Source organism: Vibrio sp. 03-59-1, from assembly GCF_013114135.1.
Classification (GTDB): Bacteria; Pseudomonadota; Gammaproteobacteria; order Enterobacterales; family Vibrionaceae; genus Vibrio; species Vibrio cortegadensis.
Window position 1 is genome coordinate 68,822 of the sequence record NZ_VTYA01000016.1, and the last position, 12,779, is coordinate 81,600.

A 12,779-nucleotide genomic window follows, 5' to 3' on the forward strand; every position below is an offset into this window, starting at 1 on the left:
ACCTTACTTAGAGTAAAGTTCGACGATCAAGTGTTCGTTGATGTCAGCTGATAAGTCAGAACGTTCAGGCATACGCTTGAATGTACCTTCCATTTTGCCAGCATCGACTTCAATCCAAGTTGCTTTTTCACGTTGTTCAGCAACTTCTAGAGCTGCTTTAATGCGAGATTGCTGTTTAGCTTTCTCACGAATTGACACAACGTCATTAGCATCTACTTTGAAAGAAGGAACGTTAACAACTTTACCGTTAACTAGGATAGCTTTGTGGCTAACTAGTTGACGAGATTCAGCACGAGTAGCGCCAAAGCCCATACGGTAAACTACGTTATCAAGACGACCTTCAAGAAGCTGAAGTAGGTTTGCACCTGTATTGCCTTTAAGACGCGCAGCTTCTTTGTAGTAGTTACGGAATTGTTTTTCTAGAACGCCATAGATACGACGTACTTTTTGCTTCTCACGAAGCTGAACACCGTACTCAGATAAACGACCGCGACGAGCGCCGTGTACACCTGGTGCGTTATCAATTTTACACTTGGTATCAATCGCACGAACACCAGACTTAAGGAATAAGTCAGTGCCTTCGCGACGACTAAGCTTCAGCTTAGGACCCAAATATCTTGCCATGATTCTTCTCCAATATTCCTAGAAACGTGAACGTTATACGCGACGTTTCTTAGGTGGACGACAACCGTTATGAGGGATAGGAGTCGCATCTACAATGTTTGTGATACGGAAACCAGCAGCGTTCAGTGCGCGAACAGTAGATTCACGACCTGGACCTGGACCCTTAACCATAACTTCCAAGTTCTTTAGGCCATATTCTTTAGCCATTTCACCACAACGTTCAGCTGCAACTTGTGCTGCGAACGGAGTAGATTTGCGAGAACCGCGGAAACCAGAACCACCTGCAGTAGCCCAAGCTAGTGCGTTACCTTGACGGTCAGTGATGGTTACGATGGTATTGTTAAAAGAAGCATGGATGTGCGCTACGCCATCTGCGACTTGCTTGCGTACGCGCTTACGCGCGCGAGTTGGTTGTTTTGCCATTGTACTCTACCTTATCCGACTATTTCTTGATCGGCTTGCGCGGACCCTTACGGGTGCGAGCGTTGGTTTTAGTACGCTGTCCACGTAGTGGTAGACTGCGACGATGACGAAGACCGCGGTAACAGCCAAGGTCCATAAGACGCTTGATGTTCATCGATACTTCACGACGTAGATCACCTTCTACAGTGTACTTAGCTACACCATCACGCAGTTGATCGATCTGCTCTTCAGTTAGTTCACTGATCTTAACATTCTCAGCAATACCCACTTCAGCTAAAATAGCTTGAGAACGGGTCTTACCGATGCCGAAGATTGCAGTAAGTGCAATCACAGCATGTTTTTGATCAGGAATGTTAATGCCTGCTATACGGGCCACTATTCACTCCTAGGTACTTTAATAAAGAATTATCCGCAGCAAAGCCCGTCGAGGATACGCTGCGGCATACTACTTCTTTTGCACGCAAAAGGTAGGCCGAGGAATATACTCGACCAACCCTTATATTTCAAGTAAAAATTTCTGCTAATTAGCCTTGGCGCTGTTTGTGCTTTGGCTCACTGCAAATTACGCGCACAACACCGTTGCGCTTGATAACTTTACAGTTACGGCAGATTTTTTTAACGGAAGCACGAACTTTCATTGCTAAACTCCGTAATTGGAACTGAACTTCTACAACCGAATTAACGGCCGTAACCTTTCAGATTCGCTTTTTTCAACACAGAATCATACTGTTGTGACATCAGATGAGTCTGTACCTGTGCCATGAAATCCATGATAACTACCACTACGATAAGTAGTGATGTGCCGCCAAAATAGAAACGTACGTTCCAAGCGACCATCATGAACTCAGGAATCAGACATATAAAAGTAATGTATAGAGCACCAGCTAAGGTTAGTCTAGTCATCACTTTATCGATATATTTCGCTGTCTGCTCACCTGGGCGGATGCCGGGTACGAATGCACCTGACTTCTTCAAGTTATCCGCTGTTTCACGTGGGTTAAACACCAACGCTGTATAAAAGAAACAGAAGAAAATAATTGCAGCAGCATAAAGCATTACATACAACGGTTGACCAGGGCTAAGAGCCAAAGACACATCAGTTAACCAACCGAATGCGCTGCTCTCACCATTTTGACCAAACCATTGAGCCAATGTTCCTGGGAACAAGATAATACTTGATGCAAAAATTGCTGGTATTACACCTGCCATATTAATTTTAAGTGGCAAGTGAGAACTTTGTGCTGCGAATACCTTACGACCTTGTTGACGTTTTGCATAATTAACGACGATACGACGTTGACCACGCTCCATGAAAACTACGAAGTAGATAACAGCAAAAGATAATACCGCAATAAACAATAGAAGAAGTACGTGCAATTCACCTTGACGCGCTTGCTCAATTGTTTGTCCGATTGCCGAAGGCAACCCTGCAACAATACCTGCAAAAATTAGTATTGAAATACCATTACCGATTCCACGCTCTGTAATTTGTTCACCTAACCACATCAAAAACATGGTACCAGTTACTAAACTCACGGTAGCAATAAGCGTAAACATGGTTTGGTTGATAACAACCAGATTATCGACCATGTTTGGTAGGCCTGTTGCGATACCTATAGCTTGGAACGTTGCAAGTACAAGCGTGCCATAACGCGTATATTGGCTTATCTTACGACGGCCTGCTTCACCCTCTTTTTTGAGTTCCGCTAACGCTGGATGAACTACAGTTAGCAATTGGACAACAATAGATGCCGAAATATACGGCATGATGCCCAATGCTAATATAGATGCACGCTCAAGAGCACCACCGGAGAACATGTTAAACATTTCTACGATGGTACCTTTTTGCTGCTCGAACAAATCGGCAAGTACAGCTGCGTCAATACCAGGAATCGGCACAAAAGAACCGGCTCGGAATACTAAAAGTGCACATATTACGAATAACAAGCGCGACTTTAATTCACTTAAACCGCTCTGAGCACTACGAAAATCTTGTCCTGGTTTCTTAGCCATCTGTACCTCGTTCCTCGAGATTATTCCTCGATTTTACCGCCTGCAGCTTCGATTGCAGCTTTAGCGCCTTTAGTCACGCGTAGACCTTTAACAGTCACAGCTTTGCTTAGTTCACCAGAAAGTACGATTTTTACAAATTCGATGTTCTTAGTTACTAAGTTAGCCGCTTTAAGGCTGTTCAAGTCAACTACGTCACCAGTAACATTCGCTAGCTCAGCTAGACGAATTTCAGCAGTCACAAGGCTCTTACGAGATGTGAAACCGAATTTAGGTAGACGCTGTTTCAAAGGCATTTGACCGCCTTCAAAACCTGGACGAACAGAACCGCCAGAGCGTGATTTTTGACCTTTGTGGCCGCGGCCACCTGTTTTACCAAGGCCAGAACCGATACCACGACCTACACGCTTCTTAGAAGGTTTAGAGCCAGCAGCCGGTGATAGAGTATTCAAACGCATTCTGATTACTCCTCAATCTTAACCATGTAGTAAACCTTGTTGATCATACCGCGAATACACGGTGTATCTTCAAGTTCTACTGTATGGTTGATGCGACGAAGGCCTAAACCTTTCAAGCACGCTTTGTGCTTAGGTAGGCGACCAATTGAGCTCTTAGTTTGAGTCACTTTAATAGTATTAGCCATGGTTCTTACTCCGAAATTGTTTTAACGGTTAGACCACGTTTAGCTGCAACCATTTCTGGTGACTTAACGTCTGCTAGACCAGCAATCGTTGCGCGAACAACGTTGATTGGGTTAGTAGAACCGTAAGCTTTTGCTAATACGTTACGTACACCTACAACTTCAAGTACTGCACGCATCGCGCCACCGGCGATGATACCTGTACCTTCTGCAGCTTGCTGCATGTAGATCTTAGAGCCCGAATGACGACCTTTCACCGCGTGGTGAAGTGTGCCTTCGTTAAGTGCGATAGTAACCATGTTACGACGCGCTTTTTCCATTGCTTTTTGAATCGCAGCTGGTACTTCACGAGCTTTGCCGTAACCGAAACCAATGCGACCATTACCGTCACCAACTACTGTTAGTGCAGTGAAGCTCATGATTCGACCACCTTTAACCGTTTTAGAAACACGGTTAACAGCGATTAGTTTTTCTTGCAAATCACTAGCTTGTTGTTGTTCTTTAGCCATCTTCCAACCCTACCTTAGAATTTCAGACCAGCTTCGCGAGCAGAATCTGCTAGCGCCGCTACTCGACCGTGGTATTGGAAACCAGAACGATCGAAAGCAACATTTGAAATGCCTTTTTCGATTGCGCGCTCAGCAATAGCTTTACCTACAGCTGCAGCAGCGTCTACGTTACCAGTATTCTTAACTTGCTCACGGATCGCTTTTTCTACGGTAGAAGCTGCAGCGATAACCTCAGAGCCATTTGATGCAATAACCTGAGCATACACGTGACGAGGAGTACGGTGTACTACTAGGCGAGTTGCACCCAGTTCCGCAATCTTACGACGCGCACGTGTAGCACGACGGATGCGAGATGCTTTCTTATCCATAGTGTTACCTTACTTCTTCTTAGCTTCTTTAGTACGCACATTTTCATCTGCGTAACGAACACCTTTACCTTTATAAGGTTCAGGCTCACGGTAAGAACGAATGTCAGCCGCAACTTGACCTACTAGTTGTTTATCACAACCAGTAATAACGATCTCAGTTTGACTTGGACATTCAGCTTTAACACCTTCTGGTAGAGCATGCTCTACAGGGTGTGAGAAGCCCAAAGTTAGGCCTACAGCGTTGCCTTTCATAGCAGCACGGTAACCTACACCCTTAAGGGTCAGCTTCTTAGTAAAGCCTTCAGTAACACCAACAACCATATTGTTCACAAGAGCACGTGCTGTGCCTGCTTGTGCCCATGCGTTAGCTACGCCTTCGCGTGGACCGAACGTAATGGTGTTATCTTCCTGTGAGATAACTACAGCGTTGTTTAGAACGCGAGTTAGTTCACCTTTACCACCTTTAACAGTGATTTCCTGGCCGTTTAGTTTCAACTCTACGCCGGCAGGAATTGCAACAGGTGCCTTAGCAACACGAGACATATCCTACTCCTATTAAGCTACGTAGCAGATGATTTCACCACCAAGACCTGCTTTACGAGCAGCACGGTCAGACATCAGACCCTTGGAAGTGGACACTACAGCAATACCCAGACCACCCATCACAGACGGTAACGAGTCTTTATTTTTATAGACGCGAAGACCAGGACGTGATACACGTTGGATTTGCTCGATTACAGGTTTAGCTTGGAAGTACTTAAGTGTAACTTCTAGCTCTGGTTTTACTTCGCCTTCAACAGCGAATTCAGCGATATAACCTTCAGCTTTAAGTAATGCAGCAATTGCAACTTTAAGCTTTGAAGAAGGCATTTTCACAGCAACTTTATTTGCTGATTGACCGTTACGAACGCGGGTCAGCATATCCGAAATCGGATCTTGCATGCTCATAAGATTTACTCCAAATGATTAAGTGGCAATTACCAGCTAGCCTTACGAAGACCCGGAATCTCGCCTTTCATGCAAGCTTCGCGAACCTTAATACGGCTTAGACCGAATTTACGTAGGAAACCGTGTGGGCGACCAGTTTGGTTGCAACGGTTACGCTGACGTGATGCACTTGAATCACGAGGAAGAGCTTGCAGTTTAAGAACTGCATTCCAACGATCTTCTTCAGATGCGTTTACATCGCTAATAAGAGCTTTTAACGCAGAACGCTTTTCAGCGAACTTAGCTACTAGCTTCGCACGTTTAACTTCACGTGCTTTCATTGATTGTTTAGCCATAACAGTAACCCTTCACCTTACTTACGGAATGGGAAGTTAAAGGCAGCCAGCAAAGCACGGCCTTCCTCATCGGAGCCTGCAGTCGTCGTGATAGTAATATCAAGACCGCGGACACGATCGACTTTATCGTAGTCGATTTCCGGAAAGATGATTTGCTCGCGAACGCCCATGCTGTAGTTACCGCGTCCGTCAAAAGACTTAGCGCTAACACCACGGAAATCACGTACACGTGGAAGAGCAATAGAGATTAAACGCTCTAAGAACTCCCACATACGCTCGCCACGCAAGGTTACTTTACAACCGATTGGGTAGCCTTCACGAATTTTGAAACCAGCTACAGATTTGCGAGCTTTAGTGATAAGCGGCTTTTGACCAGAGATCGTTGCCATATCAGATGCTGCATTTTCTAGTAGTTTCTTATCGTTGATTGCTTCACCAACGCCCATGTTTAGGGTGATTTTATCAATCCTAGGGACTTGCATGACGCTTGTGTAGCTGAACTCTTTGGTAAGTTCAGCGACTACAGACGACTTGTAGTAATCATGCAGTTTCGCCATAGTAGAACTCCAAATTACTTCTATTAGTTAGAAACGATTTCGCCGTTAGATTTAAAGAAACGAACTTTCTTACCATCTTCGATACGGAAACCGATACGGTCTGCTTTACCAGTAGCCGCGTTAAAGATTGCAACGTTAGAAGCATCAATTGCTGCTTCTTGTTCAACGATGCCACCTTGCTGACCTAGAGCCGGAACCGGCTTTTGGTGCTTTTTCACAAGGTTGATACCTTCAACGATAACTTTACCAGTTGTCAGAACCTTAGTTACCTTACCTTTCTTGCCTTTATCTTTACCAGCAAGAATGATTACTTCGTCATTACGACGGATTTTAGCTGCCATTTTGTAACGCTCCTTACAGAACTTCAGGTGCTAGTGAAACAATCTTCATGAATTTCGAGTTACGAAGTTCACGAGTCACTGGCCCAAAGATACGTGTACCGACTGGTTGCTCAGTAGTGTCGTTCAACAATACGCAAGCATTACGGTCGAAGCGAATGACAGAACCGTCTGGACGACGAACGCCTTTACGGGTGCGCACTACAACCGCCTTAAGAACATCACCTTTTTTAACTTTACCGCGAGGAATTGCTTCCTTAACAGTAACTTTAATGATGTCTCCGATATGTGCATAACGGCGGTGAGAGCCACCCAGAACCTTAATACACATTACTCTACGAGCGCCGGAGTTATCCGCAGCGTCGAGTGTACTTTGCATTTGGATCATGTTAGTGCTCCGCTAAATATTAAAACTAGACCCATCACGGGTCGGGCTGCCTCTTTAAAAGGGACGCGAATTGTACCACCCTTTTTTGTGATTGGGTAGACAAAAAACAAGCGGCCCCAAAATTATTTTGGAGCCGCTTGGAAGTTATTGAATAAGCGAGATTAAATCTTCGCCTTTTCGATAACTTTTACCAATGCCCAAGACTTAGTCTTAGACAGTGGACGACACTCATGAATTTCAACTGAGTCGCCTAGACGACATTCGTTGTTTTCATCATGTGCGTGTACTTTGGTCGTGCGCTTTACGTATTTACCGTAAACTGGGTGTTTTACCACGCGCTCGATAGCAACAACGATAGATTTATCCATCTTATCGCTAATAACACGACCTTGTTGTGTACGACTTTGTTCGCTCATTATGCGTCTGCCTTCTCAGTCAAAACAGTTTTCACACGTGCGATATCACGACGAACAGTTTTTAGAGTATGAGTCTGCTGTAGTTGACCAGTAGCAGCTTGCATGCGCAAGTTGAACTGTTCACGTAGCAAACCCAAAAGCTCTGCATTTAGCTCTTCAACGTTTTTTTCGCGTAGATCTTGTGCTTTCATCACATCACCTGCTTAGTTACAAAGGTAGTTTTGAAAGGCAGTTTACGAGCCGCTAGGCGGAACGCTTCACGTGCCAATTCTTCAGGTACACCACCCATCTCGTACATTACCTTTCCAGGTTGGATTTGGGCTACCCAGTACTCAACGTTACCTTTACCCTTACCTTGACGAACTTCAAGTGGTTTTTCTGTGATTGGTTTGTCTGGGAACACACGGATCCAGATTTGACCTTGACGCTTAACGTGACGTGTCATTGCACGACGTGCCGCTTCAATTTGACGAGCAGTCAGACGACCACGGCCAATAGCTTTAAGACCGAATTCGCCGAAGCTTACATCAGTACCTTTAGCTAGACCACGGTTGCGACCTGTCATAACCTTGCGGAACTTAGTACGTTTAGGTTGTAGCATGTCTCGACTCCTTACTTACGGCCTTTACGCTGCTTCTTAGGCTTATCAGCCTTTGGCTCTACTGCGTTAGCAGCAGGCATTCCGTCTAGAATCTCACCTTTGAAGATCCAAACTTTAATGCCGATCACACCGTATTGGGTGTGAGCCGAAGAAGTTGCGTAATCAATGTCAGCACGTAGAGTATGTAGAGGTACACGACCTTCACGATACCACTCAGAACGTGCAATTTCAGCACCGCCTAAACGGCCGCCTACTTGTACTTTGATGCCTTTAGCGCCTAGACGCATAGCATTCTGTACCGCACGCTTCATAGCGCGACGGAACATCACACGACGTTCTAGTTGAGATGCGATGCTATCAGCCACAAGTTGACCGTCTAGCTCAGGCTTACGTACTTCAGCGATGTTGATTTGTGCTGGTACGCCTGCAATTTTAGCTACAGCTGCGCGTAGCTTCTCAACGTCTTCGCCTTTCTTACCGATAACAACGCCTGGACGAGCTGTGTGAATAGTCACACGAACACTCTTAGCAGGACGTTCGATAACGATACGTGAAAGAGACGCTTTTTTCAGTTCTTTAGTTAGGAACTGACGTACCTTGAAGTCGCCGTCTAGGTTGGCAGCGAAATCTTTGGTATTAGCAAACCATGTAGCATTCCAAGGCTTGACGATGCCAAGACGAATACCATTAGGATGTACTTTCTGACCCATTGCTTACTCTCCTAGTCTCTAGCGATCAGCTACAACGATGCTGATGTGGCTTGAACGCTTCAAGATACGATCCGCACGACCTTTAGCACGAGGCATAATGCGCTTCATGATAGGGCCTTCATCTACGAAGATTTTAGCGACATTAAGATCATCAATATCTGCACCTTCGTTGTGTTCCGCGTTGGCGATTGCTGATTCAAGAACTTTCTTGATTAACACAGCAGCTTTTTTGTTGCTGAATGTTAAAATTTCTAGAGCCTGATCAACAGATTTACCGCGAATTTGGTCTGCAACTAAGCGAGCTTTCTGAGGCGAAATGCGAGCAAAGTTATGTTTAGCTAGTGCTTCCATCATCTACTCCTTAACGCTTCTTAGCTTTCTTATCTGCAGCATGGCCGCGATAAGTGCGAGTTGGTGCGAATTCGCCCAGTTTGTGACCGATCATTTCTTCGGTAACGAAAACTGGTACGTGCTGACGACCATTATGGACAGCGATGGTCAAACCAATCATTGTTGGGATGATCATTGAGCGACGGGACCAAGTCTTAATAGGCTTTTTGTCTCCGCTTTCCACCGCTTTCTCTACCTTCTTCAGCAAGTGTAGGTCAATGAAAGGACCTTTCTTGAGAGAACGTGGCATGGCGATTCCTCTTTATAGATTACTTATTACGACGACGTACAATGTACTTGTCAGTAGATTTATTCTTACGAGTCTTGAAGCCTTTAGTAGGCATACCCCAAGGTGATACAGGGTGACGACCGCCAGATGTGCGACCTTCACCACCACCGTGTGGGTGATCAACTGGGTTCATAACCACACCGCGGACGGTAGGACGAACACCGCGCCAGCGGTTAGCACCAGCTTTACCAAGTTCACGTAGCATATGCTCAGAGTTACCAACTTCACCGATAGTTGCACGGCCTTCAGAAAGTACTTTGCGCATTTCACCAGAACGTAGACGGATAGTTACGTATGCACCGTCGCGAGCAACGATTTGAGCATAAGCACCAGCCGAACGAGCTAGTTGTGCACCTTTACCAGGTTTAAGTTCAACACAGTGTACAGTAGAACCTACTGGGATGTTGCGCATTGGCAGAGTGTTACCTGCTTTAATTGCTGCATCCGCACCAGATTGGATCTGATCACCAGCTTGAACACCTTTTGGTGCAATAATGTAACGACGCTCACCGTCTGCGTACAGAACTAGAGCGATGTTAGCGCTACGGTTTGGATCGTATTCTAGACGTTCAACTTTCGCTGGAATACCGTCTTTAGTACGTTTAAAGTCAATTAAACGGTAATGATGTTTATGACCACCACCGATGTGACGTACTGTAATACGACCGTTGTTGTTACGACCACCATTTTTAGAGTTTTTCTCTAAAAGTGGAGCGTATGGCTTACCCTTGTGAAGGTCAGCGTTAACAACTTTAACGACGTGACGACGACCAGGGGAAGTCGGCTTACATTTAACAATAGCCATTTTTAACTACTCCTGTTATTCCGCACCGCCAACGAAGTCAAGATCTTGACCTTCTTTCAAAGTAACGTAGGCTTTCTTAACGTCTGAACGACGGCCTTCACGCATACCTTGACGTTTGGTCTTACCCTTGAGAACAAGAGTATTTACTGACTTAACTTCAACTTCAAATAGCTTTTCTACAGCTGCTTTGATCTCTTTCTTAGTCGCATCTTTAGCTACTTTAAAAACGATAGTGTTCGCTTTTTCAGCTGCCATAGTTGCTTTTTCAGAGATGTGTGGAGCACGTAGAACTTTTAGTAGACGCTCTTCAGTGATCATGCCAGCATCTCCTCAACTTGCTTAACTGCGTCAGCAGTCATTAGAACCTTGTTGAATGCAATTAGAGATACTGGATCAATACCAGCAACGTCACGTGCATCAACTTTGTATAGGTTACGAGCAGCTAAGAATAGATTCTCATCTACTTCGCCAGTTACAATCAGAACGTCACTTAGCTCAAGTTCATTAAGCTTAGCTACTAATTCTTTTGTCTTTGGAGCTTCTACAGAGAAGTTATCAACAACGATTAAACGCTCTTGACGAACTAGCTCAGAAAGAATGCTCTTCATAGCACCGCGGTACATTTTCTTGTTAACTTTTTGGCTGTGATCTTGTGGTTTCGCAGCAAAAGTAACACCACCTGAACGCCAGATTGGGCTACGAATTGTACCAGCACGAGCGCGGCCAGTACCTTTTTGACGCCATGGCTTAGCACCGCCGCCAGATACTTCAGAACGAGTCTTTTGAGCACGAGTACCTTGACGAGCACCTGCTGCATATGCAACAACCACTTGGTGTACTAGAGCTTCGTTAAAGTCACGTCCGAAAGTAGTCTCGGAAACAGTTAGTGCATCGGCACCTTTAACCATCAATTCCATTACTTACTCCTAGACGTTATGCTTTAACAGCAGGTTTGACGATCACGTTGCCACCTGTTGAGCCTGGTACTGCACCTTTAATAAGGAGTAGATTACGCTCAGCGTCAACACGTACGATCTCTAGGTTTTGAGTCGTTACACGCTCAGCTCCCATGTGACCTGCCATTTTTTTGCCTTTAAACACGCGACCTGGAGTTTGACATTGGCCAATTGAACCCGGTGCACGGTGAGACAAAGAGTTACCGTGAGTCATATCTTGTGTAGAGAAATTCCAACGCTTAACTACGCCTTGGAAGCCTTTACCTTTAGATGTGCCAGTAACGTCTACTTTTTTAATTTCATTGAAAAGTTCTACGTTTAGCTCAGCGCCAACTTCAAACTCTTCTCCGTTTTCTAAACGGAATTCCCAAAGACCGCGGCCCGCTTCAACACCTGCTTTCGCAAAGTGACCAGCTTCTGGCTTAGATACACGGTTAGCTTTCTTAGTACCAGCAGTTACTTGGATTGCTGCGTAGCCGTCTTTTTCAAGTGTTTTAACTTGAGAAACACGGTTCGCTTCAACCTCAACAACAGTTACTGGGATAGAAACGCCTTCTTCGGTAAATACGCGGGTCATACCCACTTTACGTCCGACTAGACCAATCATTATTCTAATCTCCCTTAACCTAGGCTAATTTGTACATCAACGCCAGCAGCTAGATCAAGACGCATTAGAGCATCAACAGTTTTATCTGTTGGCTCAACGATATCGATCAAACGCTTGTGAGTACGGATTTCGTACTGGTCACGAGCATCTTTGTTAACGTGTGGAGAGACAAGAATAGTAAAACGCTCTTTACGAGTAGGTAGTGGAATAGGACCACGAACCTGTGCGCCGGTACGTTTTGCTGTTTCAACGATTTCCGCTGTAGACTGATCGATTAGCTTGTAATCAAACGCCTTTAGACGGATACGAATACGTTGGTTCTGCATGAGACAGAGCTCCAGTTTAATAAATTACACAAACAATATCGCCACTCAAACTCGTTAAGACGAGTGAATGCCGATTGATTTATGTGAAACCGTAGTATCCAAAATTAGGACACATTGTCAGCTAACTATAATTAGTAAACTAATTAATATTAACCGCGAACATGAGCTGAGTATACATTACCAAAACCTAATAGGTTTTGCTCCTCGATGCTTATTGGTTCACAACTGGCTTAACCAGTGCGATGCATTATACAGATCACAGTTTAGGATGCAATAGTTTGGGTGAAAAAATAATCGAAGAAGCATTTTAAACTTTATATCGAGGAAAATTCAGAGGGGAATTCATTACCAACAATAAAAAAGGAAGCCGAAGCTTCCTTTTTTCATCAATGCGGCTCTTAATAATAAGAGTGCAAAATCATTCGAAATTAAGCGAAGATTTTAGCAACAACACCAGCACCAACTGTACGGCCACCTTCACGGATTGCGAAGCGTAGACCGTCGTCCATTGCGATTGGAGCGATTAGCTCAACCGTCAT

26 protein-coding genes and 1 pseudogene are annotated in these 12,779 nt (G+C 44.8%); all 27 read right to left on the bottom strand.

Features of this window, described 5'->3' with window-relative positions; all coding sequences use genetic code 11:
• Positions 1–3 precede the first annotated feature (3 nt).
• Complete coding sequence (rpsD, locus tag F0249_RS15810) at positions 4–624, bottom strand: 30S ribosomal protein S4 (protein ID WP_017051448.1); 621 nt, start codon at positions 622–624, stop codon at positions 4–6.
• A 33-nt stretch (positions 625–657) separates the two neighbouring features.
• Complete coding sequence (gene rpsK, locus F0249_RS15815) at positions 658–1,047, bottom strand: 30S ribosomal protein S11 (RefSeq protein WP_004738778.1); 390 nt, start codon at positions 1,045–1,047, stop codon at positions 658–660.
• Positions 1,048–1,066: 19 nt separating this feature from the next.
• A complete protein-coding gene (gene rpsM, locus F0249_RS15820; RefSeq protein WP_017051447.1) occupies positions 1,067–1,423 on the bottom strand; it encodes a 30S ribosomal protein S13 in 357 nt (118 codons plus the stop codon).
• Between the two features lie 148 nt (positions 1,424–1,571).
• Entirely contained in the window at positions 1,572–1,685 is a 114-nt protein-coding gene (rpmJ, locus tag F0249_RS15825) for a 50S ribosomal protein L36 (protein ID WP_000868186.1), read from the bottom strand.
• Positions 1,686–1,725: 40 nt separating this feature from the next.
• Positions 1,726–3,060, bottom strand: coding sequence for a preprotein translocase subunit SecY (gene secY, locus F0249_RS15830; protein WP_017051446.1), 1,335 nt, complete (start codon positions 3,058–3,060; stop codon positions 1,726–1,728).
• 20 nt (positions 3,061–3,080) lie between these two features.
• Positions 3,081–3,515, bottom strand: a complete 435-nt coding sequence (gene rplO, locus F0249_RS15835; RefSeq protein WP_017051445.1) for a 50S ribosomal protein L15 — start codon at positions 3,513–3,515, stop codon at positions 3,081–3,083.
• 5 nt (positions 3,516–3,520) lie between these two features.
• Positions 3,521–3,700 carry a 50S ribosomal protein L30 gene (gene rpmD, locus F0249_RS15840; protein WP_017051444.1) on the bottom strand — a complete coding sequence of 60 codons (180 nt, stop codon included), beginning with the start codon at positions 3,698–3,700 and terminating at the stop codon, positions 3,521–3,523.
• Positions 3,701–3,705: 5 nt separating this feature from the next.
• Entirely contained in the window at positions 3,706–4,206 is a 501-nt protein-coding gene (rpsE, locus tag F0249_RS15845) for a 30S ribosomal protein S5 (protein WP_113795481.1), read from the bottom strand.
• Positions 4,207–4,220: 14 nt separating this feature from the next.
• A complete protein-coding gene (gene rplR, locus F0249_RS15850) occupies positions 4,221–4,574 on the bottom strand; it encodes a 50S ribosomal protein L18 (RefSeq protein ID WP_113795480.1) in 354 nt (117 codons plus the stop codon).
• 9 nt (positions 4,575–4,583) lie between these two features.
• On the bottom strand, positions 4,584–5,117 hold the full coding sequence (gene rplF / locus F0249_RS15855; RefSeq protein ID WP_113795479.1) for a 50S ribosomal protein L6: 534 nt from the start codon (positions 5,115–5,117) through the stop codon (positions 4,584–4,586).
• 12 nt (positions 5,118–5,129) lie between these two features.
• Positions 5,130–5,522: a 30S ribosomal protein S8 gene (rpsH, locus tag F0249_RS15860; protein WP_017051440.1), complete on the bottom strand. Its 393-nt coding sequence runs from the start codon at positions 5,520–5,522 to the stop codon at positions 5,130–5,132.
• Positions 5,523–5,551: 29 nt separating this feature from the next.
• The gene (gene rpsN / locus F0249_RS15865) at positions 5,552–5,857 is read right to left on the bottom strand and encodes a 30S ribosomal protein S14 (RefSeq protein WP_017051439.1); all 306 of its coding nucleotides are present in this window, start codon (positions 5,855–5,857) and stop codon (positions 5,552–5,554) included.
• A 17-nt stretch (positions 5,858–5,874) separates the two neighbouring features.
• Complete coding sequence (gene rplE, locus F0249_RS15870) at positions 5,875–6,414, bottom strand: 50S ribosomal protein L5 (protein WP_017051438.1); 540 nt, start codon at positions 6,412–6,414, stop codon at positions 5,875–5,877.
• Between the two features lie 23 nt (positions 6,415–6,437).
• Positions 6,438–6,755 carry a 50S ribosomal protein L24 gene (gene rplX, locus F0249_RS15875; RefSeq protein WP_113795478.1) on the bottom strand — a complete coding sequence of 106 codons (318 nt, stop codon included), beginning with the start codon at positions 6,753–6,755 and terminating at the stop codon, positions 6,438–6,440.
• A gap of 13 nt (positions 6,756–6,768) precedes the next feature.
• Positions 6,769–7,140, bottom strand: coding sequence for a 50S ribosomal protein L14 (gene rplN, locus F0249_RS15880; RefSeq protein WP_017051436.1), 372 nt, complete (start codon positions 7,138–7,140; stop codon positions 6,769–6,771).
• A gap of 161 nt (positions 7,141–7,301) precedes the next feature.
• Positions 7,302–7,556 carry a 30S ribosomal protein S17 gene (gene rpsQ, locus F0249_RS15885; protein ID WP_113795477.1) on the bottom strand — a complete coding sequence of 85 codons (255 nt, stop codon included), beginning with the start codon at positions 7,554–7,556 and terminating at the stop codon, positions 7,302–7,304.
• Positions 7,556–7,747, bottom strand: coding sequence for a 50S ribosomal protein L29 (rpmC, locus tag F0249_RS15890; protein WP_113795476.1), 192 nt, complete (start codon positions 7,745–7,747; stop codon positions 7,556–7,558). The genes rpsQ and rpmC overlap by 1 nt, the downstream gene beginning before the upstream one ends.
• Entirely contained in the window at positions 7,747–8,157 is a 411-nt protein-coding gene (rplP, locus tag F0249_RS15895; RefSeq protein WP_017051433.1) for a 50S ribosomal protein L16, read from the bottom strand. Before rplP ends, rpmC begins: the two co-directional genes overlap by 1 nt.
• Before the next feature lie 11 nt (positions 8,158–8,168).
• The gene (gene rpsC, locus F0249_RS15900; protein ID WP_113795475.1) at positions 8,169–8,867 is read right to left on the bottom strand and encodes a 30S ribosomal protein S3; all 699 of its coding nucleotides are present in this window, start codon (positions 8,865–8,867) and stop codon (positions 8,169–8,171) included.
• Positions 8,868–8,885: 18 nt separating this feature from the next.
• Positions 8,886–9,218 (bottom strand): 50S ribosomal protein L22, encoded by a 333-nt coding sequence (rplV, locus tag F0249_RS15905; RefSeq protein WP_026026743.1) that lies wholly within the window; start codon positions 9,216–9,218, stop codon positions 8,886–8,888.
• A gap of 10 nt (positions 9,219–9,228) precedes the next feature.
• Positions 9,229–9,507 carry a 30S ribosomal protein S19 gene (gene rpsS, locus F0249_RS15910; protein ID WP_005435078.1) on the bottom strand — a complete coding sequence of 93 codons (279 nt, stop codon included), beginning with the start codon at positions 9,505–9,507 and terminating at the stop codon, positions 9,229–9,231.
• A 19-nt stretch (positions 9,508–9,526) separates the two neighbouring features.
• Positions 9,527–10,351, bottom strand: a complete 825-nt coding sequence (rplB, locus tag F0249_RS15915) for a 50S ribosomal protein L2 (RefSeq protein WP_113795474.1) — start codon at positions 10,349–10,351, stop codon at positions 9,527–9,529.
• A 15-nt stretch (positions 10,352–10,366) separates the two neighbouring features.
• On the bottom strand, positions 10,367–10,669 hold the full coding sequence (rplW, locus tag F0249_RS15920) for a 50S ribosomal protein L23 (RefSeq protein WP_017029101.1): 303 nt from the start codon (positions 10,667–10,669) through the stop codon (positions 10,367–10,369).
• Positions 10,666–11,268, bottom strand: coding sequence for a 50S ribosomal protein L4 (gene rplD, locus F0249_RS15925; RefSeq protein ID WP_113795473.1), 603 nt, complete (start codon positions 11,266–11,268; stop codon positions 10,666–10,668). Before rplD ends, rplW begins: the two co-directional genes overlap by 4 nt.
• Positions 11,269–11,284: 16 nt before the next feature.
• On the bottom strand, positions 11,285–11,914 hold the full coding sequence (gene rplC / locus F0249_RS15930) for a 50S ribosomal protein L3 (protein ID WP_171757162.1): 630 nt from the start codon (positions 11,912–11,914) through the stop codon (positions 11,285–11,287).
• Positions 11,915–11,928: 14 nt separating this feature from the next.
• Positions 11,929–12,240: a 30S ribosomal protein S10 gene (rpsJ, locus tag F0249_RS15935; protein WP_017053625.1), complete on the bottom strand. Its 312-nt coding sequence runs from the start codon at positions 12,238–12,240 to the stop codon at positions 11,929–11,931.
• A gap of 428 nt (positions 12,241–12,668) precedes the next feature.
• Positions 12,669–12,779: pseudogene (locus F0249_RS15940) on the bottom strand (elongation factor Tu); the annotation flags it as partial.

Coding starts and splice junctions, on each gene's coding strand:
- rplP (WP_017051433.1), bottom strand. CDS start 8,157: ATGCTACAACCTAAACGTACTAAGTTCCGCAAGGTTATGACAGGTCGC.
- rplD (WP_113795473.1), bottom strand. CDS start 11,268: ATGGAATTGATGGTTAAAGGTGCCGATGCACTAACTGTTTCCGAGACT.
- rpmC (WP_113795476.1), bottom strand. CDS start 7,747: ATGAAAGCACAAGATCTACGCGAAAAAAACGTTGAAGAGCTAAATGCA.
- rplB (WP_113795474.1), bottom strand. CDS start 10,351: ATGGCTATTGTTAAATGTAAGCCGACTTCCCCTGGTCGTCGTCACGTC.
- rpsD (WP_017051448.1), bottom strand. CDS start 624: ATGGCAAGATATTTGGGTCCTAAGCTGAAGCTTAGTCGTCGCGAAGGC.
- rplF (WP_113795479.1), bottom strand. CDS start 5,117: ATGTCTCGTGTTGCTAAGGCACCTGTTGCAATTCCTGCCGGCGTAGAG.
- rpsN (WP_017051439.1), bottom strand. CDS start 5,857: ATGGCTAAACAATCAATGAAAGCACGTGAAGTTAAACGTGCGAAGCTA.
- rpmJ (WP_000868186.1), bottom strand. CDS start 1,685: ATGAAAGTTCGTGCTTCCGTTAAAAAAATCTGCCGTAACTGTAAAGTT.
- rplX (WP_113795478.1), bottom strand. CDS start 6,755: ATGGCAGCTAAAATCCGTCGTAATGACGAAGTAATCATTCTTGCTGGT.
- rplE (WP_017051438.1), bottom strand. CDS start 6,414: ATGGCGAAACTGCATGATTACTACAAGTCGTCTGTAGTCGCTGAACTT.
- rpsE (WP_113795481.1), bottom strand. CDS start 4,206: ATGGCTAAAGAACAACAACAAGCTAGTGATTTGCAAGAAAAACTAATC.
- rplO (WP_017051445.1), bottom strand. CDS start 3,515: ATGCGTTTGAATACTCTATCACCGGCTGCTGGCTCTAAACCTTCTAAG.
- rpsH (WP_017051440.1), bottom strand. CDS start 5,522: ATGAGCATGCAAGATCCGATTTCGGATATGCTGACCCGCGTTCGTAAC.
- rplW (WP_017029101.1), bottom strand. CDS start 10,669: ATGATCACTGAAGAGCGTCTACTAAAAGTTCTACGTGCTCCACACATC.
- rplC (WP_171757162.1), bottom strand. CDS start 11,914: ATGATTGGTCTAGTCGGACGTAAAGTGGGTATGACCCGCGTATTTACC.
- rplN (WP_017051436.1), bottom strand. CDS start 7,140: ATGATCCAAATGCAAAGTACACTCGACGCTGCGGATAACTCCGGCGCT.
- rpsS (WP_005435078.1), bottom strand. CDS start 9,507: ATGCCACGTTCTCTCAAGAAAGGTCCTTTCATTGACCTACACTTGCTG.
- rpsK (WP_004738778.1), bottom strand. CDS start 1,047: ATGGCAAAACAACCAACTCGCGCGCGTAAGCGCGTACGCAAGCAAGTC.
- rpsQ (WP_113795477.1), bottom strand. CDS start 7,556: ATGAGCGAACAAAGTCGTACACAACAAGGTCGTGTTATTAGCGATAAG.
- rpsC (WP_113795475.1), bottom strand. CDS start 8,867: ATGGGTCAGAAAGTACATCCTAATGGTATTCGTCTTGGCATCGTCAAG.
- rplR (WP_113795480.1), bottom strand. CDS start 4,574: ATGGATAAGAAAGCATCTCGCATCCGTCGTGCTACACGTGCGCGTCGT.
- rpsJ (WP_017053625.1), bottom strand. CDS start 12,240: ATGCAGAACCAACGTATTCGTATCCGTCTAAAGGCGTTTGATTACAAG.
- rplV (WP_026026743.1), bottom strand. CDS start 9,218: ATGGAAGCACTAGCTAAACATAACTTTGCTCGCATTTCGCCTCAGAAA.
- rpmD (WP_017051444.1), bottom strand. CDS start 3,700: ATGGCTAATACTATTAAAGTGACTCAAACTAAGAGCTCAATTGGTCGC.
- secY (WP_017051446.1), bottom strand. CDS start 3,060: ATGGCTAAGAAACCAGGACAAGATTTTCGTAGTGCTCAGAGCGGTTTA.